We start from the raw sequence: 21,804 nt of genomic DNA, 5'->3' as shown, positions 1-21,804 counted from the left end.
CCGAACGGAAAGCCGCGCAATCGGCCAGGAAAGCGGCGTTCGTCGCAACTATATGCCGAGCATCGTCTTGGCTTGGTTGAGCGCAGCCTCTGACCCTGCATGATCGCCGGCCGCGTGCAATGTTTCGCCTTGGGCGCGCAGTTCTTTGACTTTAGTCATATCGGCCTCGGAGAGGGTCGCGGTCGGCAGCGCCGCGTCGATCGCGGCCATGATGGTCGGGCATGAATTTGCAAAGGCTGTCGCAGGAACGACCGCCAGGAAAACCGCAAGCGAAATTGATCGTAACATGGACGTTTCTCCCTTGCCGGCTCGCGGAGCGCGCCGCGTCGACGACCGGCAAAGGGATGGTACAGGTAATCCCTGGACGTGCCAACCACGATGATGCCGCTAGGTTGGAGGCAGGTGCGGTCGGCCGGGGCTTTCTCGGGGTTTCCGAAGCTTTCATCACGGGTCCGTGACACCAGCATCGTCACGCTCGGAAGCCGACGCCAGGTTCACGGCAATCGTCAGGTCGTCGCAAAATGCCTCGACTCGAGCGGATCAGGCGGGCTCAACGGATTTGACATTGCCTTCGGTATCCACAAGGCAGCGTGTCTTCCTGCCGCTGGCATCGAGCTCGACCTGATAGGTTTCGGGATCGAGCTTGCTCGATGAAACCGGAAGGATCTTCGTGCTGTCGACCCCGCTCGCCTTGGCGGCCGCGCTGGCGCAAAGAAGCTGAAGGTCCGCAGGGGCCGTCTCGACCTGGGTCCTGGACATCTGGTCCTGAGGAGGCGGCGGCGGGGCGCTGACGCAAGCGCTCAGGGCTCCCACCAAGAATCCAATTGCTGTTGCCTGGATCAAAGTTCTCGCTGCACGTTTTGCCGACATTGCTTGTCCCTCTCCGAATGCCGCTTCACACACCCTTGTAAAGTGCCGCCCCCTGCATGAGAACGATGACCTTGGCGCCAACCTTGACGCGCGATGCCAAATCGGTGATGTCGTCGTTCCTCATCCGGATGCACCCTGAGGACACGTCGAGCCCGATCGTCCAGGGCTCTGGCGTGCCGTGTATCCGGTAGATCGTGTCCTGGTCGCGCTCGTACAGATAAAGCGCCCTGGCGCCGAGCGGATTGTCAGGCCCTCCCGGCATGCCTCCCGCATGTTTGACCGCATTCGGATCACGAGCGATCATTTCTGCCGGAGGTGTCCAGGTAGGCCATTCCGCCATGCGGCCGACGCGCACGATTCCGGCCCATCCAAACCCTTCGCGGCCCACGCCGATACCGTAGCGCATGGCCCGCTGACCCGGCTGCACAAGGTAGAGAAAATGCTGGTTGCCATCGATGATGATCGTACCGGGCACTTCCGCGGTGCGGAACTTGACCATCTGCGGGCGAAACGCCTCGGGTACTTCATTGTGCGCGGCATAGTATTTGCGCGCCTTGGTGCGGTCGTAGTCCACCCATTTGCGGGATTTCGGATCGAAAACCTGTGTCCCCGCAGCCAGCGCCGCCACCGCGACAAGACCGAGCGCTACCGCGACAATTGCAGTAAAGGAGCGCCGCTGGAGAGTGGCGCGTCTTACGGTCATCAGCTTTCCGCTCATGGGCTTGCCCACCCGTGCACCCGGGCGCCCTGCGCGGCAACCCATTGTTTGGCGTACTCGTAAGGATCCTGACGCTCCACTTGGAGCGCATAACTCATCTTCGTGGCGTCCTCGGGCTTGAGGTCGACCTGTTCCAGGAACTCGACCACCTTCGGATATCTTTTGCGCAGTGAACTGGCGTAGGCGATATGAAAATGTGCGGTATCCCATGACACTGGTGCGCTGGACTTCGAGACCCAGAGCGGATCCTCGGAAGGCAGCACGATCTTCCACTTTGCCGGGTCAAAGGGCGGTTCGGTAAGCCGGACAATGTCGTGCAGTTCAAACACGTGATGCGGTGCGTAGCAAGCAAACACCATCGGATGATCCGTGGCGACCGCGGCATCGACAGCCGCCATTCCGACATCCTCCGGCGTCTCCAGCAATGTCATTGTCTTGGCATAGCCATAGCTGTTGGCGCGGACACGCTCGATAGCTGTTGAGGACCAACCCTCAGCGCCAATCCAGAGTTCCCCATGTCCGTCCCGATCAGTATCCAACGCGGCAGTTTTGCGCGGGTCGGTGAGATCCGAAATGTCACGAATGTCAAATTTGTCGGCAGTTTCGCGGGTAGCGCATATGCCTTGCCATGCCGGCACCCCGATGGGGCTGATGGCTACCGTGCCGGCACCGTCGACATACTTCTTCACCAGATTGTCCAGGTTGGGCAGCCAGATTTCGGGATGAATATCCACCTCGCCCGAATCGAGGCCGGCAAAGGCGATAAGCGTCCCCATCTCGCGCACATCGGCATCCAGCCCGAACTGTTCCTTCAGGCTGACCTTGAGAATGTTTGCCGTAGCCTGGCCCGACGGCCAGTTCGGCATTGCAATGACGAGATCAGTCGCGTGGGCCGGGACCGCCAGCATCGTCAATGCCGCCAGCGACATTTTCCGCAGACACTGCTGAAATCGGTTGTGCATTTTCTTTCCCCTCGCGTCGGTGCTTAAATGAACCGGGACGGGAACAATCCGTCGCGGCAAGCACCGGGTTGTGACACCAGTGCCATCTCCTGACGGCAGCTGCTGAAGGTGCGGCTGCGCATTCGGCAAAGAAGCGCCGTGCCGCCCTGCACGCTACCCGATGACACTCCGTCTGGGAAGATGCTCGCAACGCGACCGCCGCGCCCACTTTCAAATGTTCGCGGGCACACGCCCTACGACCTGTGGGGGCCGCATTAGCTAGAACACCTTGCAGTGAGGTCATTCGCAAGGCCACGCACAGCCGATGCCCCGGAAACCTCAGGTTTCCGGGAAATCAAGAATTTACAAAGGGATTTGGTGCCCAGAAGAGGACTCGAACCTCCACTCCTTGCGGAACACGGACCTGAACCGTGCGCGTCTACCAATTCCGCCATCTGGGCTGGTGCGGGCTCTTTAGGCGGGCAAAGGGTGAGTGTCAACGCGCTTTTTTGAGAGCATGATCCCGAACCGAAGGTCCACGTCAGAGAAAAGTGGGAACCGGATTTTGCTTTCGCGGACCTGCGGTTCGGAAAAGATCATGCTCAATAAAGAAACACATTCCCGCTCGCCGTCTCAGCCCTCCAGCACTTCCTTGGATGCCACGGTCGAATCGGCGTTGAGCTTGTAGATGACCGGCACGCCGGTGCCGAGCTCCAGTCTGACGATCTCCTCGCCCGACTTGCCGTCCAGCGCCATGATCAGCGCGCGCAGCGAGTTGCCGTGCGCCGCCACCAGCACGGTGCCGCCGCGCAGCACATGCGGCTGCATGTCGTGCAGGTAGTAGGGCCAGACGCGCGCGCCGGTGTCTTTCAGGCTTTCGCCGCCGGGCGGCGGCACGTCATAGGAGCGGCGCCAGATATGCACCTGCTCCTCGCCCCATTTCTGGCGCGCGTCATCCTTGTTGAGGCCGGAGAGGTCGCCATAGTCGCGCTCGTTCAGCGCCTGGTCGCGGATAGTCTCGAGATCGCCCTGGCCGACCGCGTCGAGAATATGCTGGCAGGTCTTCTGCGCCCTGATCAGCGACGAAGTGAAGGCGATGTCGAATTTCATGCCGCGCGCCTTCAGCTTCGCGCCCGCCTCCTTGGCCTCGGCGTGGCCCAGTTCGGTCAGATCGACGTCGCGCCAGCCGGTGAAAAGGTTCTTCAGGTTCCATTCGCTCTGGCCATGGCGCACGAGCACGAGAGTTCCCGACATTTTTGCTCCTTCAGCTTGTGAATAGGATCGCCTCAGCTCAATCCGAGCACGTCCCGCATTGAATATAGCCCCGGCTTCCTGCCGCGCGCCCAAAGTGCGGCCTTGACCGCGCCGCGGGCGAAGATCGCCCGGTCCTCGGCATGGTGGGTGAGCGTGATGCGCTCGCCGGTGCCGGCAAGCACCACGGAATGGTCGCCGACCACCGAGCCGCCGCGCAGCGTGGCAAAGCCGATCGAGCCGGTTTTTCGCACGCCGGTGTGGCCGTCGCGCACCCGCACGCTGTTCCCGTCAAGATCGATGCCGCGTCCGACGGCCGCGGCTTCGCCGAGCAGCAGCGCCGTACCCGAGGGTGCGTCGACCTTGTGCCGGTGATGCATTTCCAGGATCTCGATGTCGAAATCGTCGGCGTCGAGCGCGCGCGCCGCCTGCTCCACCAGAACCGCCAGCAGATTGACGCCGAGGCTCATATTGCCTGACTTGACCACAGTCGCGTGGCGCGCCGCAGCCAGGATCTTCGCATTGTCGTCCGTCGAGCAGCCAGTGGTGCCGATGACATGGGCGATGCGCGCCTGCGCGGCATAGCCGGCGAACTCGACTGTCGCTGCCGGGCTCGTGAAATCAAGCACGCCGTCGGCCTTGGCGAAGGCCGGTAGCGGGTCGTCGCCAATCGACACGTCGATATTGCCTATGCCGGCAAGCTCCCCGGCGTCCTTGCCGAGATGCGGCGAACCGGCCCGCTCGATCGCGCCGGCGACGCGTGCGCCCGGTATCGTGTGGACGGCGCGGATCAGCGCCTGGCCCATGCGGCCGGCCGCACCCACCACCACCAGGCTCATATCGTTTGTATCATTAGGAGACATGCCGCTCATAAGATTCTCCCAACCGCCTTCTTTGTGCGTCGCACCGGTTTCCGCACTGGAGTTTGGATTGGCTTGCCGTCGTCGACAAGTCCCAGCCCCTTGTTGCCCTGCACCCGATGGAAACGGGCATAGACGCTGTGCGGGTCGGCCATCAGCGAGGCATGCGTGCCTTGTTCGACCAGCCGCCCCTGTTCCAGCACGACGATGTGGTCGGCGTTGACCACCGTCGACAGCCGGTGCGCGATGACGATGGTCGTGCGCCCGTCCATCACATGGGTCAGTGCTTGCTGGACACGCGCTTCCGCCTCGTTGTCGAGCGCCGAGGTCGCCTCGTCGAGCAGCAAGATCGGCGCCTGCCGAACGATGGCGCGGGCGATCGACACGCGCTGGCGCTGGCCGCCCGACAGCGTCACGCCGCCTTCACCGACAGGTGTGTCATAGCCTTGCGGCTGCCGGCGGATGAAGCTGTCGGCCTCGGCCTGTTGCGCGGCCAGTTCGATCTCGGCGTCGCTGGCGGAGAGTCGCCCATAGCGGATGTTGTCGCGAATGGTGCCTTCGAACAGGTAGGGCTGCTGCGAGACATAGGCGATGGAACTGCGCAGCGACCGCTTGGTGACGTTCGAAATGTCCTGACCGTCGACCTCGATGCTGCCCGCCTCGACATCATGGAAACGCTGCAGCAGCGCCACCAGCGTCGACTTGCCGGCGCCCGAGGCGCCGACGATGGCCGTCATCTTGCCGGCTGCTGCAACGAAGCTGAGGTCCTGCAGGACCGGCGCGTCGGCGACATAGCCGAACGACACATTGTTGAAGCGCACCTCGCCCTTGGTGATCTTCGCTTCGGCCGCTCCAGGTGCGTCGCCTTGCTGCGGCTCGAGGTCGAGCAGTTCGTAGATCATGCGTGCGTTGACCAGCGCGCGTTCCATGCCGACCTGCATGCGCGCCAGCCGGCGGGCCGGATCGTAGGCGAGCAGCAGTGCGGTGATAAAGGCAAAGACGGCGCCAGGCGGCTGGCCGCCCACGGTTGCCCGGTAGCCGGAATAGGCGATGACGCCGGCGACGGCGAAGCCGGCCAGAATTTCGGAGATCGGCGTCAATCGTTCCGACACGCGGGCGATGCGGTTTGCCCGCCGCTCGGCGCTGACGACAAGATCGCTGATACGGCGCGACAGCTCGTCCTCAAGCGTAAAAGCCTTGACGATGGCGATGCCTTGGGTGGCTTCCTGCATGGCGCCGATCAGCCGCGAGTTGATCTGCACCGCTTCGCGTGTGGCGCGTCTTATTCTGCGGCTCAGATAGACGACCGTGTAGATCAGCGGCGGCCCGATCAGCAGTGACATCAAGGAAAGCGCCGGATCTTGCCAGACCATGACGCCGATCAGCGCGAGCAGCGATACGGCGTCGCGTGCCAGGGATGTCAGCGTCATCGAGAGCAGGTCGCGGATGCCGTTGACGTTCTCGTTGATCTGAGCAGCCAGCCGCCCCGAGCGCGTGTCGTTGAAGAAACCGACGCCGAGCTTCATCAGATGAGCGAAGATGCGGCGCTGGTAACGCGCCACCAGATTGTTGCCGATCCTGGCCAGCGTCACCGCCTGACCGTAGCTGGCCAGCCCGCGCAGCATGAAGGCGCCCAGGATCGATACACAGATCAGCGCAATGAGATCGCCGCGCTGCTCGTAGAAGATCTGGTCGACGACATCCTTCATGATCCAGGCGGTGAAGGCGGTCGTAGCCGCGACCGTAACCAGGCACAGAACCGCCAGAACATAATACCAGCGGTATTCGCGGCCGTTCTCGGCGAGGATGCGGCGGATCACCGCCACGATCTCGCCGGGCCGGGCTTTCGCTTGGTGGTTGGGCGACGGTTTCAAGCCGGGATCGTTCCGTGATGTCGGTTCGGCCTCGCGGCCGGGCTAACTCGGCAATCCTCTTAGCGCTCCGGTGGCGGCTTGCCTATGGCCGAGGCCGGCAAAACTTCATGGGATCAGGCCCGCCAGCGCCGCCCCGCCGTCTGGACGCCGAACAGCGAAGGGTTTCTGGCATAGGCCGCAAGGCCGGACAGCGCTGCCAGCGGATGGGTGATCACATAGACGGGCATGGTGCGCATCAGCTCGCTGTGCGGCGCCTTGTCCTCGAACGCAGCGCGGAAATTGCCCGCTTTCAGCGCCGGCAGGATCTTCTGGGCGATGCCGCCGGTCAGGAAGACGCCGCCGCGGCTCATGAACACCATCGCGAGGTCGCCGGCGGTGCGCCCCAGGCAGGTGACGAACATCTCGAGCGCTTCCTCGGCCACCGGCTCCGACTTCGCCAGCGCCGCGGCGGTAACCTCGGCCGGCGTGGTGAAAGGCGCCGGCTTGCCGTCCGCCTTGGCCACCGCCCGGTACGTATTGACAAGGCCGCGCCCGGACAAAATCTGTTCGCCGGAGATTCTGCCCTCGAGCTTCTCGATATGCGGGAAGACCTGGAAATCGCGCGGCGAGCGCGGCCCGATGTCCATGTGCCCTCCCTCGCCCGGCACCGGTATCCAGTGGTTCAGCGCATAGACCAGGCCGGCGACGCCAAGTCCGGTTCCGGGACCGAGCACCACCCGTCCCGCATTGGGCTCGGGCGCATCGCCGCCGATCTTTTCCATATGCTCTTCGCCGAGCGCCACGACGGCCAGCGCCTGCGCCTCGAAATCATTGAGCACCACGATGTCGCTGAGGCCGAGGCTCGCAAACATCTTTTTCGGCTTGACGATCCACGGGCAGTTGGTGAGCGGGATCTCGTCGCTGTCGACCGGGCCGGCCACCGCCAGCACGGCGGAGTTGGGCCGGGCCGACGAACGGTCCAGCGCCGCCGCCTGGATCGCCTCGTCAATGGTGTTGAAATTGGCTGTCTGGACGATCTGCGGTTCGGTTGGTTCCGAGTTCGCGTCGAGCACGACCGAGAAGCGCGCATTGGTGCCGCCTATGTCGCCGATCAGGATCGGAAACCGCAACACGGTGTCGTCGTCGCCTGGCATGCTCTTGTCCGTCCCGGTTCCCAGTTGCGTTCCGCCGTTTTTTGTTGACTACCGCATGACCTTGGAAAGGGAAATCGGTTTTCGACATACAGAGCGGAGCGAGGGGAGGTCAGATGTGGCGCATACGGGCGCGCAGGCAACCGCTAGATCGCTGCGCTTCCCGACCACTGCAACGGCACGGCAGCACAACCGTCCCTCGCGGCGTGGACCTGCCGCAGGCAGGGCCATAGGCTCGATCGTCCGCCTTTCCAAGATATCGCGTCAGTTCCCCGGTCGCGGTCGTGGTAGCGGAATGCCCATCTCGGGCGTTGCCGCGAAGGCGTTGACGGAGGCCGGAAGCGTTATCGCGCCGCTTGCGGTTGCCCGTGCCGGCGCCGGCGCCGTCTCGAGAACGGGTGCAGCCGCGACCGGCACGCCGTCGCCATAATAGGTGACCACCTCAGCCGAAGCCGGATCTGGCCCGTCGAGCACCGCCTGGCATTCGGCGGGCAGGCTCGCCATCGTCATCACGTCGCGCGCTTTCGGCCTGTCCGGGTTCTTGTTGGGGCGCCATGGTTCCTCGGTGAACCACCAGGCCAGCGATTTGTCGCAGCCCTCGCCGGGCGCCGTGGCGTCCTGTCGCTTGCAGTTGGGCGAGCCGGGCTGACAGCCAATGCGGATGTGGAAGTGATAGTCGTGGCCCCAGAACGGCCTGACCTTGCGCAGCCATGCGCGGTCGCCTTTCACCGTATCGCAGAGCTTCTTCTTGATGCCGGGATTGACCAGGATACGCTCGACGTCGGGATAGCTTGCCGCCCGCCTCAGGAGCCGCATATGTGCCGGTACCCAGAACGCATCCTTCACCAAATGGGTCTTTTCGTCGACAAGCAGGGTGGCGCTCATGTTTTCGCGCTGGTTGATCGAAAGCTTGCGGTCGGGCATCGGCGTCAGCCAGATGTCGGCGTCGAGGCCGATCTGATGCGAGGCGTGGCCGGTCAGCATCGGCCCGCCGCGCGGCTGCGAAATGTCGCCAACCAGCAGGCCGGGCCAACCGTCGGCCGCGGCGTCGCGCGACAGTTTTTCGATCAGCGCGATCATCGTCGGATGGCCCCAGCGGCGATTGCGCGAAGGCCGCATCACCTCCCATTTCGGGCCGTCCAGGGGAATGGCGACGCCACCCGCAAAACAGCCCTTGGAATAAAAGCCGATGGATTGCGGCGCGGCCACGGCCGGCAGCTTTTTGGCGCCGAACAGGTTTTTCGCCAGTTCCTCGGCCGCTGTAGGTTGCGCCGCAAGCCCCGCCAGGGTGAGGACGACGAGCGCTGCTAATGGATGTCGCCCAAAAGTGCGCAGCGGTTTTGGGACAACGACATGCCTAAACAGAAATTTAAAGCGCGTCGCGACGCGCTTTAGCAGCATTGCTCTGCCGGGCATTGATTGCTTCAACGTTTTCATGAAGCAGAACCCCTCTGCGATTTAAGTCGAATCATATCACGCCCGGCTCAAGGTTTCGATCACGACCGCTTCATCGGGCTGCGCGGCTCGCCGTCACGCCAGTTGTCGTCAGCCCACATTCGATCTAAGGCCGACCGGTAGTCGGGAAAGCGAAAACGATAGCCGGCCGCCTTGATCGCGGTATTGGCGACACGCTTGTTCTCGCCATAGAAGGACCGCGCCATGGGCGAAAGTTGGGCGGTTTCGAACGGAATCTCGGGCGGCGGCGTGACGCCCATCAGCCCTGCGGCGTAGGCGACGACATCCTGCGGCGGTGCTGGCAGATCGTCGGTGACGTTGAAGATGCCGCCGCGATTGACTCTGGCCAGATGCAAGAGCGCCCCCGCAATGTCGTCGCAATGGATGCGGTTGAATACCTGGTCCGGCTTGACCAGCCGCCGGGCGGTGCCGTTTTCCAGATTGACCAGGGCATTGCGTCCCGGTCCGTAAATCCCGGACAGCCGCAGGATCGCTACCGGCCGGCCGATCTCCCGACCCAGTTTCAGCCAGTCCTGCTCGGCGGCGACACGCATCGCCGAGCGCTTCGACACCGGCCGGCATTCGGAGGTCTCGTCCACCCAGCCGCCGCCATGGTCGCCATAGACGCCGACTGTGGAGAGATAGCCGATCCATTCGAGCGCCGGCATCTTCGCCGCGATTGTTCCACGCGCTGCATTCAGCACCGGGTCGCCCGCCTCGTGCGGCGCCACTGAGACGACGAGATGGGTTGTTTTCTCGAGCGCATCGCCGATTTCGGGCGTCAGCGCGTCATCGAAAAGCAGCGGCGTGATTCCGGCCTGCCGCAGCGCTTCGAATTTCTCCGGCGCGCGTGTCGTGCCAAGGATTGTGCCGGCATCCTCGTTGGCGCGGGCAAACGCCTTGCCCGAATAGCCGGCGCCGAAAATGAAGATCTGCTTCTCGCTCATGCGTGCGCCTCGATTTGCTTTGCCAGCGCCAGGCGCCATTCACGTTGCACGGCCTCGTCACTTTCCGCTTTGACCGCGGCGGCGGCACGTTTGGCAAATTCCGAAGCGGGCACAAGCCGGGACAGCGCCCATACCGCCGCCCCGCGCACCAGGGGCGAGGCATCGCTGAGCAGCGCGCGCACGGCATTGTCGAGCGAGGAATCGCCGGAATTGCCGGCGGCGATCAGCACATTACGGACAAAGCGGTCGCGGCCGATGCGCTTGATCGGCGAACCGCTAAAGAAGGATCGGAAAGCATTGTCGTCCAGCGCCAAGAGACCGGCGAGGCGCGGTTCGCGCAAATCGTCGCGCGCGGCAAGCTTCACCTCGGACGCAACCTGGGCAAACTTGTTCCACGGGCAGGCGGCGAGGCAGTCGTCGCAGCCATAGATGCGGTTGCCGATCTTTTCCCGGAACTCATGCGGGATCGGCCCCTTGTTCTCGATGGTGAGATAGGAGATGCAGCGCCGTGCATCGAGCCGGTAAGGTGCGGGAAAGGCGTCGGTCGGACAAACGTCGAGACAGGCGCGGCACGAACCGCAATGGTCGTCCTCGGCCGTATCGGGTGCAAGCTCGGCCGTCGTGAAAATAGTGCCGAGGAACAGCCAGGAGCCGTGCTCGCGGCTGACCAAATTGGTGTGCTTGCCTTGCCAGCCGAGGCCGGCGGCCTCGGCCAGCGGCTTTTCCATCACCGGGGCGGTGTCGACGAACACTTTTACGTCGCTCCCCGATCGCGCCACGATCTTGCCGGCGATCTCTTTCAGCCGGCCTTTCATCACATCGTGGTAATCGCGGTTCTGCGCGTAAACGGAGATCGCGCCGCGGTCGCGCTTTGCCAGCACGGCGCTCGGGTCGTGGTCGGGGCCGTAGTTCATGGCCAGCACGATGACGGAGCGAACCTCAGGCCAAAGTGCTGTCGGCTCGCCCCGGCGTTCGAGCGTCTCGGCGATCCAGCCCATCGAGCCATGAAAGCCGTCGGCGACGAATTCGGCAAGCCGGGCCGGCGCCTGCGGGATGGCATCGGGCGTGGTGACGGCAATGGCATCGAAACCGGCGCGCTGCGCCTCGCGGTCGATCAGCGCGCGCAGGTTTTCCGCTCTAGAAATCGAGGTCCGCATAATGTGACACCGGCGACAGGCCGCGCACCCGGTCGGACAAAAGCGGCCGGAACGATGGCCGTGATTTCACCCTTGCATACCATTCGCGCGCGGCAGCGTGTTCGCGCCAGTCGATCTCGCCGAGATAGTCGAGCACCGACAGCGCAGCCGCTGCCGCGAGGTCGGCATAGGTGACCTTGTTGCCGGCCAGCCAATGGCGGGTGCCAGCCAGCCAGTTGGTGTATTTCATGTGCTGGCGGATATTGGCGCGCGCGGCGCGGATCGCCGCCGAATCGGGCGAACCGCCGCCCGCCGTTTCCGGCATGACCGGCTTCAGCACGCGCTCGCGCACGAGGTGCCGCGTCACCTCGCTATCGGCCTTGTTGAGATACCAGTCGGTCAGCCGGCGGATTTCGGCGCGCCCCATCGGGTCCTCGGCGAACAGCCGCTTGTCTCGCTTGAGGACGCCGCGCGTCTCGTCGAGATATTCGGCGATGACCATGGCGCCGACGATCGGCACGTCCCCTTCGGCAAGCAGGATCGGCAGCGTGCCGGCCGGGTTCAGGGCCAGGAACTCCTTGCGCCGCATCCACGGTTTTTCCTCGATCAGCGCCAACTCCTCGCCATATTCGCCGAAAGCGAGGCGCACGAACCGGCAGGAGGCGAACATCGGGTGGTGGAAAAGCGTCAGCATGGTCCCGCGATAATAGAGCGCACTGGCAAATCGCCGGCTGCGCCGGTAAGTCTTGACCGCCCCGATCCACTGGGCCGTCAGGGTGCTGCGACCTATAAGAGGAGTTCCGCGCCATGACAAGCAAGCCGTTCTGCAAGCCTTCACTCGAACGCCGAGGTTGCCATGGAAACCCAGACCATCGTCGAAGCGCTGCTGCTCGGCATGATCGAGGGCCTGACCGAATTCATTCCGGTCTCGTCGACCGGCCATATCCTGCTTGCCGGCCATTTTCTCGGCTTCCACTCGACCGGCAAGGCCTTCGAGATCCTGATCCAACTCGGCGCCATACTGGCGATCCTCAGTGTCTATTTCCATCGTTTGTGGCAGATGCTGATCGATCTGCCGCGTGATCGGGGGACTCAGCATTTCGTCCTCGGCATACTCATCGCCTTTCTGCCGGCGGCCGTCATCGGCGCGCTGGCGCATGGTTTCATCAAGACGGTGCTGTTTGAATCACCGAGACTGATCTGCATCATGCTGATCATCGGTGGCGTGGTCCTGCTGTGGGTGGATCGCCTCAAGCCGAAGCCGCTCTACCACGATGTCGAGCGGTTTCCGCTCAGGCTCTATCTGCAGATCGGACTGTTCCAATGCCTTTCACTGATCCCCGGCACTTCGCGCTCCGGCTCGACGATCGTCGGCGCGCTGCTACTGGGCGTCGACAAACGGGCGGCCGCGGAATTCTCCTTCTTCCTCGCCATGCCGACGATGGTCGGCGCCTTTGCCTTCGACCTCTTCAAGAACCGCAATGTGCTGACCAGCGCTGATCTGCCGGTCATCGCCGCCGGTTTCATCGCCGCCTTCGTCGCCGCGATTATCGTCGTGCGCTTCCTGCTCAACTACGTCTCGCGCCACGGCTATTCGCTGTTCGGCTGGTGGCGGCTGGTCATCGGCACCGTCGGTCTGGCGGCGCTGTTCATCTGGGGGTGATTGCGGGGCAGGTCTGACTGCGGGGTTGCCGTTCAGTTTCGCCCGTAGAAAACATTCTCGACATGCACTGGCCAGCGCCACGGCAGAACCGTGATCATGTCGAAGCTTACCGACAATCGTCCATAGTCGGACTGGCGCGACAGCCAGAGATCGGCGGCGCTTCGATGCGGCGCTCCGATTCATAGGCGATAGCCTCCATCGCTTCCATCAGCGTGCGCCGCGCCTTCACCTCGACGATCAGCACCAGGTCGCCGCGCCGCGCGATCAGGTCGATCTCGCCGAACCGCGTTCGGTGGCGGCGCGCCAGGATCCGGTAGCCTTTCACCATCAATGCCGCAGCCGCCAGCCACTCGCTGCGGTGGCCGCGCCGATAGGCCTGCTGGCGGCTGGCGACCGGGCGCTCAGCCATCGTCGTGTTTCCCGGTGTCGCCATCCTTCCCGGCATCGCGATTCTTCCCACTATCCTTGAGTTCGAGCAATCGCCGGTAAAGCGTCTGCTTCTGGCCACCGGTCATCTTGGCGGCTTCCGCCGCCGCCTTGGAGGCCGGCATTTCGGCGGCAAGCGAAAGCAACAGCCGATCGATGTCCGCCGGCTCGTTGGCCGTTGCTTCCGACGGACCGACGCAGATGACGATTTCGCCCTTCGGCGTATCGGCCGCCGCGTAGTGATCGGCAAGCGACTGCAAGGTACCGGCCCGCATCTCCTCGAAGGTCTTGGTCAGCTCGCGGCCGATCGCCGCCTTGCGCACGCCGCCCAGCGCCTCGACCATGGCCCTGAGCGTCTCTGACAGCCGGCGCGGTGACTCGAAGAAGATCAGCGTCGCCGGCACGGGTTTCAGCGCTTCCAGCCGTGTCAGCCGCTGCCCGGTCTTTACCGGCAGGAAGCCTGCGAACAGGAAGGCGTCGGAGGGCAGGCCGGACGCCGTCAGCGCGGCAAGTGGAGCCGATGGGCCGGGGATCGGCACGACGCGAATGCCCTGGTCGAGGGCTTCTCCGACCAGCCGGTAGCCGGGATCGGAGATGAGCGGCGTGCCGGCGTCCGAGATCAGCGCGACGCTCTGTCCGGCGAGCAAAGCCGCGGTCAGCTTCGGCCCTGCCTCGCCGGCATTGTGCTCGTGGTAAGCGGTGGTGCGGCGGCGTATGCCGTAGCGGTCGAGCAGCACGCGGGAGACGCGCGTGTCTTCGCAGGCGACGATATCGGCGGCGGCGAGCGTTTCCAGCGCTCGTAGCGTGATGTCGGCGAGATTGCCGATCGGCGTCGCCACCAGATAGAGCGCCGGCGCGAGCGGCCGGGCTGATATCTCGGTCTGGCCGATCACATAGCTACGTTTTGCCAACTCACCGGTCACTGATGTCCCTCGTTAGAGCGCCGAGCGTTTATGGACGCGCGAGGGACGTTCTAACATTTTGAATGCGTTCGACCCCTGTTTGGCACGGCTCGTGCCGGGTTGCAAAACCCCCATGCCAAAGTGAGATGGCCGCCATGCCCTTGCCATAGTACGGAACGAAACCATGCCCGGCGGGTTTTATCCCTGATCTCGGGAGGAGCAGGATGGACAGCCTTAAGATACAGGACGTCTTTGAACCGTATTATGCCGGCCGCAGGCGCTTCGCCGCGCGGAAGGATATGAGCCGGCCTGCAGACACCGAGGTCAGCTTGGCGAAAAAGCCGCCAAAGCGTCGTCCATCAAAGGCGACCAATCTGGAAATCGAACGCTCGACAGACACCGGCAGCACGATGGAGCACTGACCAGACGATGCCCAATCGCTTCGACATTTTCATCACCCGCCTTGAAACGAAAAGCGCCCGCAATGGCGCACCATCGTACCCTACAAGCGATCAGCACCGCGTCCGCCGCGCCAAGGGCGATGCCAAGCCGGCTCGCTCCGGTGGGGTGATCGCCGAGAAAGACCACGCCAAGCGCCGTCACAAGCACGACGCTTGATTAGCGCACCTTCGCAGCTGGCCGAGACGGCTCTCCCTTCGCCATCTCAGGCGAAGCAAGGAGCCAAGCGACGCAGCGCAGACGCCAGGACGAGGGCGCGGAAGGTCCGCCACTTCAACGCAGATACTTCGAAACACGTGTCTCCAGAAGGCGAACCAGCTCCGGATCCATGAATTCATAATTGTCCGAAATATCGAGGCAGATCACGCGAGCATTCTTCAGGCTTGCCTTGAATGTCTTCTGCAGCTTGGCGCGGTGCGCTTTTTCCATGACGAAGCTTATGTCCGCCCAAGAGACGAGTTCGTGCGTCAACGGGTCGTTGGCATCATGGTTGGTGTCGGCCGATGCGCCTACCGCGCAAGGTCCGCCACCACGGCATCGAGCACGATCATGCCGGCCGGCGTGGCGCGCAGGCGGGCATTGCCGATCGGCGCCACCAGCCCCTCGCCCTGCAGCACCGACAGCCGTGCTGTCGACAGGCCTCGCCCGGAAAACGCTTCGTAGCGCGAAAGATCGATGCCCTCGGCCAGCCGCAGCCCCATTAAGAGGAACTCGTCCGCCTCTTCCGAGCGCGTCAGGGTTTCACCGCCGGTGATGCCATGGCCCTTGGCCTCGACCAGATTGGCCCAGATTTCCGGCATTCTCTCTGCGATCGTCACTGTGCGGCGGCCGTTTTCGACGAAACGGCCATGTGCGCCCGGACCGACGCCGACATATTCGCCATAGCGCCAATAGGTGAGGTTGTGCCGGCTTTCGGCACCGGCCCTGGCGTGGTTGGAAATCTCGTAAGCCGGCAAACCGCGCGCCGCGGTAATCTCCTGCGTCAATGCGTAGAGATCGGCGGCGTGGTCGTTGTCGGGAACGCTGAATTTCTTGGCCGCATGCAGCGCATGGAACGGCGTGCCTTCCTCGATGGTCAGCTGGTAGAGCGACAGATGGTCGGCGGCGTGGCTGATCGCCTGCTCGAGCTCCGCCTGCCATGCTTCCGGCGTCTGGCCAGGTCGCGCGTAGATCAGGTCGAAGGAGAGGCGTGGGAAGATCTCACGCGCGAGTCCGATCGCATGCAGCGCCTCATCGACATTGTGCAAGCGGCCCAGGAAGCGCAGGTCCTTGTCGTTCAGCGCCTGCACGCCCAGCGACACGCGGTTGACGCCCGCCGCGCGATAGCCGCGAAAGCGCTCGGCCTCGACCGAGGAGGGGTTGGCTTCCAGCGTCACCTCGATGCCGGCAGGCACCGTCCAGTTCTTCGCCACCGCCTCCAGCACAGTCGCCACGGTTTGCGGCTTCATCAGTGACGGTGTCCCGCCGCCGAGAAAAATGCTGGTCACCTCGCGCGGTCCGGTACGGCCGCGCATCGTCGCGAGCTCGGTCTCGAAGGCGCGCGCAAAACGCTCCTGGTCGACCGGCTGGTGGCGGACATGGCTGTTGAAGTCGCAATAGGGGCACTTGGCCGCGCAGAACGGCCAGTGGATGTAGACACCGAAGCCGGGGCTGCGCTCGAGCAGCACGGTCATGCCGAGCCCGATCGTGACAGATCCAGTCTGGCCTGTGCAAATTTCTGGAAGGCGCGGGCGCGGTGTGACAATGCCGTCGGCTGGCCGGGCTTCCAGCCATGTTTTTCCTCTGCAGTCATCTCGCCGAAGGTCTTTTGGAAACCGTCCGGCACGAACACCGGGTCGTAGCCGAAGCCGAGTTCGCCGCGGGGCGGCCATATCAGCTTGCCCTCGACCTCGCCGCGGAAAAATTCGGCCGCGCCGTCGGGAAAGGCCAGGCAGATGACGGCGACGAAGCGGCCCTTGCGTTGCGCAGGCGCGACCGCGCCGACATCCTGCAGCGACGCTTCCGTCCGCTGCATCGCCATCCCGAAGTCGCGCGAACCGTCCGGCGCCTCGGCCCAGTTGGCGGTGTAGACTCCGGGCGCTCCGCCCAGCGCATCGACACACAGGCCGGAATCATCCGACAATGCCGGCAGGCCTGTCGCCTTGGCGGCGGTAAAAGCCTTGATGTAGGCGTTCTCCTCGAAGGTGGTGCCGGTCTCGTCCGGCTCCGGCAGCCCGTATTCCCTAGCCGACTTCGCTTCTATGCCGAATGGCGCCATCAGATCGGCAAATTCGCGCAATTTGCCGGCATTGTGGCTGGCGACGACAATCTCGTGTCCATCAAGCGAATGCATCAGATGCCCCAGATTCGTGGCTCGGCGAATTCAATCGAATTGCCGGAGGGGTCGCGAATATAGATCGAGCGGCCGCCCTGCGGCCATTCGAACTCGCTTTCGATGACGATTTTACTCGCTTCCAGATGCGCTCTCCAGCGCACGATCTCGTCTGCGCCTGCCGCAAAGCACAGATGGCCGTTGCCAACGGTCCCGTGCGGGGGCACTTTCAGACTGGCATCGGACGCCGGCGGCATCTTGGTCGCCTCGGCGTTGAAGATGAGCAGCACGCCGCCTCCGCAGCGGAAGAAAAGATGCCTGCCCTCGACCTTGCCCAGCAGATCGAGCCCGAGGACGCCGGAATAGAAGTCTTGCGCGGCATCGAGGTCGGTCACGTAGAGGGCTGATTCGAGGATAGCTGAGGGTGTCATGGCAGACCGCAGGTTACCCTACAGCCATCTGCTGCAGGCTGACCAGTCGCTGGATGCCCTTCTTGGCCAATTCCATCAGCGCCGTGAACTGCTCCTCCGAGAAAGGCTCGCCCTCGGCCGTGCCTTGGATCTCGACGATGCCGCCCTTACCGGTCATAACGAAATTGGCGTCGGTGCCGGCCGAGGAATCCTCGAGATAGTCGAGGTCGATGACCGGCTGGCCGTCATGGATGCCACAGGAAATAGCCGCGACATGGTCCTTCAACACCTTGGTGACGCTGGCCATCTGCCGGGCTTCCATCCAGCGCAGGCAATCGTAAAGCGCCACCCAGCCGCCGGTGATCGAGGCGGTACGCGTGCCGCCATCGGCCTGGATCACGTCGCAGTCGACGGTGATCTGCTGCTCGCCGAGCGCCTGCAGATCGACCACGGCACGCAGGGAACGGCCGATCAGCCGCTGGATTTCCAGCGTGCGGCCGCCTTGCTTGCCGGCCGAAGCCTCGCGGCGCATGCGCTCGCCGGTCGAGCGCGGCAGCATGCCGTATTCCGCCGTCACCCAGCCCTTGCCGGAATTGCGCATCCAGCCCGGCACTTTCTCTTCGAGGCTGGCCGTACACAGCACGTGCGTGTCGCCGAACTTCACCAGGCACGAGCCTTCCGCGTGCTTGGAGACGCCACGCTCGAAGGAGATGGCGCGCATTTCGTCGAATTGGCGTTTGGAAGGGCGCATTCAGGCTTTTTTCCTATCTTTCTCGGAATCGTGGCCGGCTTGTAGCGGTATGGAGCGCATGGCGCAAAGGAAAATGGCCGGTTGCGCGGGCGCGGCCGAAGTCTATATCTTTGGGCCGGAGGTTTTTGGCCCGCATGACCAAAGCAGTCGCTGATCCCAGTCCGCAGTCGTCCGCGCTCCAGTCGCTCGACATGCGTTCGCGCGACATCTTTCGACGCATCGTTGATTCCTACCTTAAGGACGGCGAACCGGTCGGCTCACGCAGCCTGTCGCGCATCCTGCCGTCGTCGTTGTCGCCAGCCACCATCCGCAACGTGATGAGCGATCTCGAGCATCTCGGCCTGATCTACGCTCCGCATATCTCGGCCGGCAGGCTGCCGACCCAGGCCGGCCTGCGCTTCTTCGTCGACGCCTTCATGGAGCTTGGCGACCTCTCCGACGAGGAGCGCCGTATCATCGAGGCGCAGGTGCGCGCGTCCGGCTCGGGCGCAACGCTGGAACACATGCTCACCGAAGCCAGCCAGATGCTGTCCGGCATGTCGCGCGGCGCAGGCCTCGTGCTCGCCGCCAAGAACGAGGCGGCGCTCAAGCACATCGAATTCATCCAACTCGAGCCGACCAAAGCGCTGGCCGTGCTGGTGTCGCAGAACGGCGACGTCGAAAATCGCGTCATCGATCTGCCCGCCGGCGTCACCGTCTCGCAATTGCACGAAGCCTCGAACTTTCTCAATGCCCACATCCGCAACCGCACGCTGGCCGAGGCGCGGATCGAGATCGCTCGCATCAAGGAAGAGACCAGGGCGGCCCTCGACACACTGTCGCAGGAGCTGGTCGAGAAGGGTCTCGCGGTCTGGGCGGGCGCCGAAAGTGGCTTGCCGGCGCGTCTCATCGTGCGCGGCCGCGCCAATCTGCTGGAAAACGTCACCGCCCAGGCCGACATTGAGCTATTGCGGCACTTGTTCGAGGATCTGGAGACGCAGGACGGGCTGATCCAGCTTCTCGACCTTGCCGAGGAAGGGCCCGGCGTGCGCATCTTCATCGGCTCCGAAAACAAGCTGTTTTCGCTTTCGGGCTCGTCGCTGGTCGTGGCGCCCTATCGCGACAAGGATGCCCGCGTCGTCGGCGCGCTCGGCGTCATCGGCCCGACTCGGCTGAACTACGCTCGCATCGTGCCGATGGTCGACTATACCGCGCAGCTGATTTCCCGCATGCTGCGGTAAATGCATGTCGCCCGAACTGCGCAGCGGTTTTGGGATAACGAGATGCACATCAAGGAGAAGAAGATGGCGCTGGAATCATTCAAGGCTCAGATCAGCCTGTTGCTCGAGCAGATGATCAACCAGCCCGAGGATCAGCATGAAGTGCAGGAACAGCTCCGCGAGAAGCTGAGGGAAATGCGCGCCATGGGGCTGCCGCTGCCGGCCGATCTCGTCGAACTGGAAAAGCGCCTCGACGACGATTTTTACGCGGCCGGGAACTAAGCCCCGGAAACGGAGCGGGTTCACCCGGCGCCGCGCTGGTGCAATCGAATCCGGCTTCAGGGGGGTACACGCCTGCCCGCCTCCGTGCGACAAGATGCAGTCTTATAAGCCGATTCCGAATTTTCGGGGTCATGCGCCAAGGCCGAAATCATGACCCTCACCGGATTCCTCGCCTATAGCGCGGCCCTCGGTATCGCCGTCGCCATCCCTGGCCCAGGGCTCACCGCGCTTATTGCGCGAGCGCTTGGTTCCGGCTTTCGCGCGGCCCTTGCCATGTCCTTCGGGCTGATGGTTGGCGATCTCACCTATCTCACCGCCGTGCTGCTCGGCCTCGCATTCGTCGCGCAGACCTTCGGCATGGTTTTCCTGGTGATCAAATGGCTGGGTGTCACTTATCTCGCCTTCCTTGGCTGGCGTTTCTGGACCAGCGGCATCACGCCGGAAACGGTCGAGGCGAAGAAAGGCAAGGGCGGGCTGGTTTCGAGCTTTATTGCCGGCCTCGCCGTCACGCTCGGCAATCCGAAGACGATGATCTTCTATCTCGCCATCACGCCGACCATCGTCGATCTGAAGACCATCAAGCTGGCCGACTACGGCATCCTCGTCGCGCTGACGCTGGTCGTGCTCCTGATGGTGCTGGTGCCCTATCTGGCGCTGGCGGCCAAGGCGCGCGGGCTTCTGAAGTCGCCGCGCGCGCTGAGGGCGCTGAACCGCACCGCCGCCGGCTTCATGGTGGGAGCGGCGGCTGCAATCGCCGCCCGGCAATAGGCATTTCGCGGCCAAGCCATTCTGAAAACAGGCTACTGCCTGAAATGCTTTTCCGGGGCGAAGCTGTTTTCAGCATGCGCCCCACTCGGATATTTTCAACCGACAGACTATCTTGCGCGGCGGACGGCCCTATCTTATGCCGCCTGACTTTGGCTGACGGACTATGCCCTATCTGACTCTGGCCTATCTGACCTCTGGGGAGCGAAACCAATGAACAAGCCCGCCACCACCGCGCACACGCCCGGCCGCGGCCGAATCTACAATTCGATCACCGAGACGATCGGCGACACGCCGCTGGTCCGGCTCGACAAGTTCGCCGGAGAAAAAGGCGTCGTTGCCAACCTGCTGGCCAAGCTCGAATTCTTCAACCCGATCGCCTCGGTTAAGGATCGCATCGGCGTCTCCATGATCGAGGCGCTGGAGGCATCGGGCAGGATTGCACCCGGCAGGACCACGCTGATCGAGCCGACCTCGGGCAACACCGGCATCGCGCTCGCTTTCGCCGCCGCGGCCAAGGGCTATAAATTGATCCTGACCATGCCGGAAACCATGTCGGTCGAACGCAGGAAAATGCTGGCGCTGCTCGGCGCCGAGCTGGTGCTGACCGAAGGGCCGAAGGGCATGAAGGGCGCCATCGCCAAGGCCGACGAACTGGCGGCGACGCTACCCGACGCCGTCATTCCGCAGCAGTTCGAGAATCCGGCCAACCCGGAAATCCACCGCCGCACCACGGCTGAGGAAATCTGGAACGACACCCATGGCGAAGTCGACATCTTCGTCGCCGGCATCGGCACCGGCGGCACCATCACCGGCGTCGGCCAGGTGCTGAAGCAGCGCAAGCCTTCCGTGCATGTCGTCGCCGTCGAGCCGGAAGCCTCGCCGGTGCTGTCGGGCGGCCAGCCCGGGCCGCACAAGATCCAGGGCATTGGCGCCGGCTTCGCGCCAAAAATCCTCGACACGACGATCTACGACGAGATCGTCAAGGTCTCCAACGAGGATTCGGTCGCCAATGCGCGGCTCGTCGCCCGCCTCGAAGGCGTGCCGGTCGGCATCTCGTCGGGCGCTGCCCTGCAGGCGGCGATCGTCGTCGGCTCGCGGCCGGAGAACAAGGGCAAGAACCTGGTGGTGATCATCCCGTCCTTCGCCGAGCGCTATCTGTCGACGATCCTGTTCGAAGGGCTGGGGGCTTAGGTTCTCGACACTTCGTCATCGCAGGGTCTGCGCTACGCTTCGTTCCTGCTCCGCCCTGGAGCACGAAGGCGGGTAGCTTCAGCCAATCTCGAAGGTTTGCGCGAGTCCCCTATGGCGCGACAGGCTCCAACTTGTGCGCCGCGGACCTGGATGACAGCGCTGGACTGCTGGAAAAACACCTGTGGCGGGCCGCCACGTGCTTGAGCAGAGCGGCGTTTGCGGTTCAGATCGTCACCGACCTTGCAGGCTGGCGGAGGATT

At 63.7% G+C, this 21,804-nt stretch carries 24 protein-coding genes, 1 tRNA gene and 2 pseudogenes; 7 read left to right on the top strand and 20 right to left on the bottom strand.

The features are described 5' to 3' along the window. Nucleotides 1–48: 48 nt before the first annotated feature. The 13 genes from AC0NID_RS06020 to AC0NID_RS05960 form a co-directional block, all read right to left on the bottom strand. Nucleotides 49–288, bottom strand: a complete 240-nt coding sequence (locus tag AC0NID_RS06020; protein ID WP_095485099.1) for a hypothetical protein — start codon at nucleotides 286–288, stop codon at nucleotides 49–51. Nucleotides 289–540: 252 nt separating this feature from the next. Beyond that, nucleotides 541–759 (bottom strand): hypothetical protein, encoded by a 219-nt coding sequence (locus AC0NID_RS06015; protein WP_473451800.1) that lies wholly within the window; start codon nucleotides 757–759, stop codon nucleotides 541–543. A gap of 136 nt (nucleotides 760–895) precedes the next feature. Beyond that, nucleotides 896–1,573 (bottom strand): L,D-transpeptidase, encoded by a 678-nt coding sequence (locus tag AC0NID_RS06010; RefSeq protein ID WP_473451798.1) that lies wholly within the window; start codon nucleotides 1,571–1,573, stop codon nucleotides 896–898. Between the two features lie 11 nt (nucleotides 1,574–1,584). Next, a complete protein-coding gene (locus tag AC0NID_RS06005) occupies nucleotides 1,585–2,517 on the bottom strand; it encodes an ABC transporter substrate-binding protein (RefSeq protein ID WP_473451796.1) in 933 nt (310 codons plus the stop codon). Nucleotides 2,518–2,905: 388 nt separating this feature from the next. After that, a tRNA-Leu gene (locus AC0NID_RS06000) sits at nucleotides 2,906–2,990 on the bottom strand. Nucleotides 2,991–3,162: 172 nt separating this feature from the next. Beyond that, on the bottom strand, nucleotides 3,163–3,783 hold the full coding sequence (locus AC0NID_RS05995) for a 2,3-bisphosphoglycerate-dependent phosphoglycerate mutase (protein WP_473451794.1): 621 nt from the start codon (nucleotides 3,781–3,783) through the stop codon (nucleotides 3,163–3,165). A gap of 32 nt (nucleotides 3,784–3,815) precedes the next feature. Further along, on the bottom strand, nucleotides 3,816–4,652 hold the full coding sequence (gene dapB, locus AC0NID_RS05990; protein ID WP_473451792.1) for a 4-hydroxy-tetrahydrodipicolinate reductase: 837 nt from the start codon (nucleotides 4,650–4,652) through the stop codon (nucleotides 3,816–3,818). Further along, on the bottom strand, nucleotides 4,649–6,514 hold the full coding sequence (locus AC0NID_RS05985) for an ABC transporter ATP-binding protein (protein WP_473451790.1): 1,866 nt from the start codon (nucleotides 6,512–6,514) through the stop codon (nucleotides 4,649–4,651). Before AC0NID_RS05985 ends, dapB begins: the two co-directional genes overlap by 4 nt. A gap of 113 nt (nucleotides 6,515–6,627) precedes the next feature. Further along, nucleotides 6,628–7,647, bottom strand: coding sequence for a glucokinase (locus AC0NID_RS05980; RefSeq protein WP_473451789.1), 1,020 nt, complete (start codon nucleotides 7,645–7,647; stop codon nucleotides 6,628–6,630). 261 nt (nucleotides 7,648–7,908) lie between these two features. After that, a complete protein-coding gene (gene mepA / locus AC0NID_RS05975; RefSeq protein ID WP_473451787.1) occupies nucleotides 7,909–9,060 on the bottom strand; it encodes a penicillin-insensitive murein endopeptidase in 1,152 nt (383 codons plus the stop codon). An 80-nt stretch (nucleotides 9,061–9,140) separates the two neighbouring features. Further along, the gene (locus AC0NID_RS05970) at nucleotides 9,141–10,046 is read right to left on the bottom strand and encodes an SDR family oxidoreductase (RefSeq protein WP_473451785.1); all 906 of its coding nucleotides are present in this window, start codon (nucleotides 10,044–10,046) and stop codon (nucleotides 9,141–9,143) included. Next, nucleotides 10,043–11,203, bottom strand: a complete 1,161-nt coding sequence (queG, locus tag AC0NID_RS05965; protein ID WP_473451783.1) for a tRNA epoxyqueuosine(34) reductase QueG — start codon at nucleotides 11,201–11,203, stop codon at nucleotides 10,043–10,045. Before queG ends, AC0NID_RS05970 begins: the two co-directional genes overlap by 4 nt. Further along, complete coding sequence (locus AC0NID_RS05960; protein ID WP_126036306.1) at nucleotides 11,184–11,876, bottom strand: glutathione S-transferase family protein; 693 nt, start codon at nucleotides 11,874–11,876, stop codon at nucleotides 11,184–11,186. The genes queG and AC0NID_RS05960 overlap by 20 nt, the downstream gene beginning before the upstream one ends. A 162-nt stretch (nucleotides 11,877–12,038) precedes the next feature. On the opposite strand from AC0NID_RS05960, the gene AC0NID_RS05955 reads away from it, so the two are divergent. Then, on the top strand, nucleotides 12,039–12,845 hold the full coding sequence (locus AC0NID_RS05955; RefSeq protein ID WP_473451781.1) for an undecaprenyl-diphosphate phosphatase: 807 nt from the start codon (nucleotides 12,039–12,041) through the stop codon (nucleotides 12,843–12,845). A gap of 32 nt (nucleotides 12,846–12,877) precedes the next feature. Here the strand turns inward: AC0NID_RS05955 and AC0NID_RS05950 are convergent. Continuing rightward, a pseudogene (locus AC0NID_RS05950) lies at nucleotides 12,878–13,254 on the bottom strand (YraN family protein). After that, nucleotides 13,247–14,194 (bottom strand): 16S rRNA (cytidine(1402)-2'-O)-methyltransferase, encoded by a 948-nt coding sequence (rsmI, locus tag AC0NID_RS05945; protein ID WP_473451779.1) that lies wholly within the window; start codon nucleotides 14,192–14,194, stop codon nucleotides 13,247–13,249. Before rsmI ends, AC0NID_RS05950 begins: the two are co-directional and overlap by 8 nt. 203 nt (nucleotides 14,195–14,397) lie before the next feature. Here rsmI and AC0NID_RS05940 point away from each other — a divergent pair, with 203 nt between their 5' ends. Together AC0NID_RS05940 and AC0NID_RS05935 are read left to right on the top strand one after the other, a co-directional pair. Then, nucleotides 14,398–14,595 carry a hypothetical protein gene (locus AC0NID_RS05940; protein ID WP_473451777.1) on the top strand — a complete coding sequence of 66 codons (198 nt, stop codon included), beginning with the start codon at nucleotides 14,398–14,400 and terminating at the stop codon, nucleotides 14,593–14,595. Nucleotides 14,596–14,602: 7 nt separating this feature from the next. Continuing rightward, nucleotides 14,603–14,791 carry a hypothetical protein gene (locus AC0NID_RS05935; protein WP_473451775.1) on the top strand — a complete coding sequence of 63 codons (189 nt, stop codon included), beginning with the start codon at nucleotides 14,603–14,605 and terminating at the stop codon, nucleotides 14,789–14,791. A 114-nt stretch (nucleotides 14,792–14,905) separates the two neighbouring features. Here the strand turns inward: AC0NID_RS05935 and AC0NID_RS05930 are convergent. From AC0NID_RS05930 to rph, 5 genes and pseudogenes are all read right to left on the bottom strand, one after another. Next, a pseudogene (locus tag AC0NID_RS05930) lies at nucleotides 14,906–15,139 on the bottom strand (low molecular weight protein tyrosine phosphatase family protein); the annotation flags it as partial. A gap of 2 nt (nucleotides 15,140–15,141) precedes the next feature. Continuing rightward, nucleotides 15,142–16,305 (bottom strand): radical SAM family heme chaperone HemW, encoded by a 1,164-nt coding sequence (hemW, locus tag AC0NID_RS05925; RefSeq protein WP_473451773.1) that lies wholly within the window; start codon nucleotides 16,303–16,305, stop codon nucleotides 15,142–15,144. Beyond that, complete coding sequence (gene rdgB, locus AC0NID_RS05920) at nucleotides 16,302–16,964, bottom strand: RdgB/HAM1 family non-canonical purine NTP pyrophosphatase (RefSeq protein WP_473451771.1); 663 nt, start codon at nucleotides 16,962–16,964, stop codon at nucleotides 16,302–16,304. Before rdgB ends, hemW begins: the two co-directional genes overlap by 4 nt. Next, nucleotides 16,964–17,374: a VOC family protein gene (locus tag AC0NID_RS05915; protein WP_473451769.1), complete on the bottom strand. Its 411-nt coding sequence runs from the start codon at nucleotides 17,372–17,374 to the stop codon at nucleotides 16,964–16,966. The genes rdgB and AC0NID_RS05915 overlap by 1 nt, the downstream gene beginning before the upstream one ends. Before the next feature lie 13 nt (nucleotides 17,375–17,387). Continuing rightward, entirely contained in the window at nucleotides 17,388–18,104 is a 717-nt protein-coding gene (gene rph, locus AC0NID_RS05910; protein WP_473451767.1) for a ribonuclease PH, read from the bottom strand. A gap of 134 nt (nucleotides 18,105–18,238) precedes the next feature. On the opposite strand from rph, the gene hrcA reads away from it, so the two are divergent. From hrcA to cysK, 4 genes are all read left to right on the top strand, one after another. After that, nucleotides 18,239–19,324, top strand: a complete 1,086-nt coding sequence (gene hrcA, locus AC0NID_RS05905; RefSeq protein ID WP_473451765.1) for a heat-inducible transcriptional repressor HrcA — start codon at nucleotides 18,239–18,241, stop codon at nucleotides 19,322–19,324. A 63-nt stretch (nucleotides 19,325–19,387) separates the two neighbouring features. Next, nucleotides 19,388–19,585, top strand: a complete 198-nt coding sequence (locus tag AC0NID_RS05900) for a hypothetical protein (protein WP_126036330.1) — start codon at nucleotides 19,388–19,390, stop codon at nucleotides 19,583–19,585. A gap of 150 nt (nucleotides 19,586–19,735) precedes the next feature. Next, a complete protein-coding gene (locus AC0NID_RS05895) occupies nucleotides 19,736–20,353 on the top strand; it encodes a LysE family translocator (RefSeq protein WP_473451763.1) in 618 nt (205 codons plus the stop codon). A gap of 210 nt (nucleotides 20,354–20,563) precedes the next feature. Then, nucleotides 20,564–21,544: a cysteine synthase A gene (cysK, locus tag AC0NID_RS05890; RefSeq protein ID WP_473451761.1), complete on the top strand. Its 981-nt coding sequence runs from the start codon at nucleotides 20,564–20,566 to the stop codon at nucleotides 21,542–21,544. Nucleotides 21,545–21,804: the final 260 nt, after the last annotated feature.

The organism is Mesorhizobium sp. WSM4821, assembly GCF_055901555.1.
This window is presented reverse-complemented; position numbering and strand designations above follow the sequence as displayed.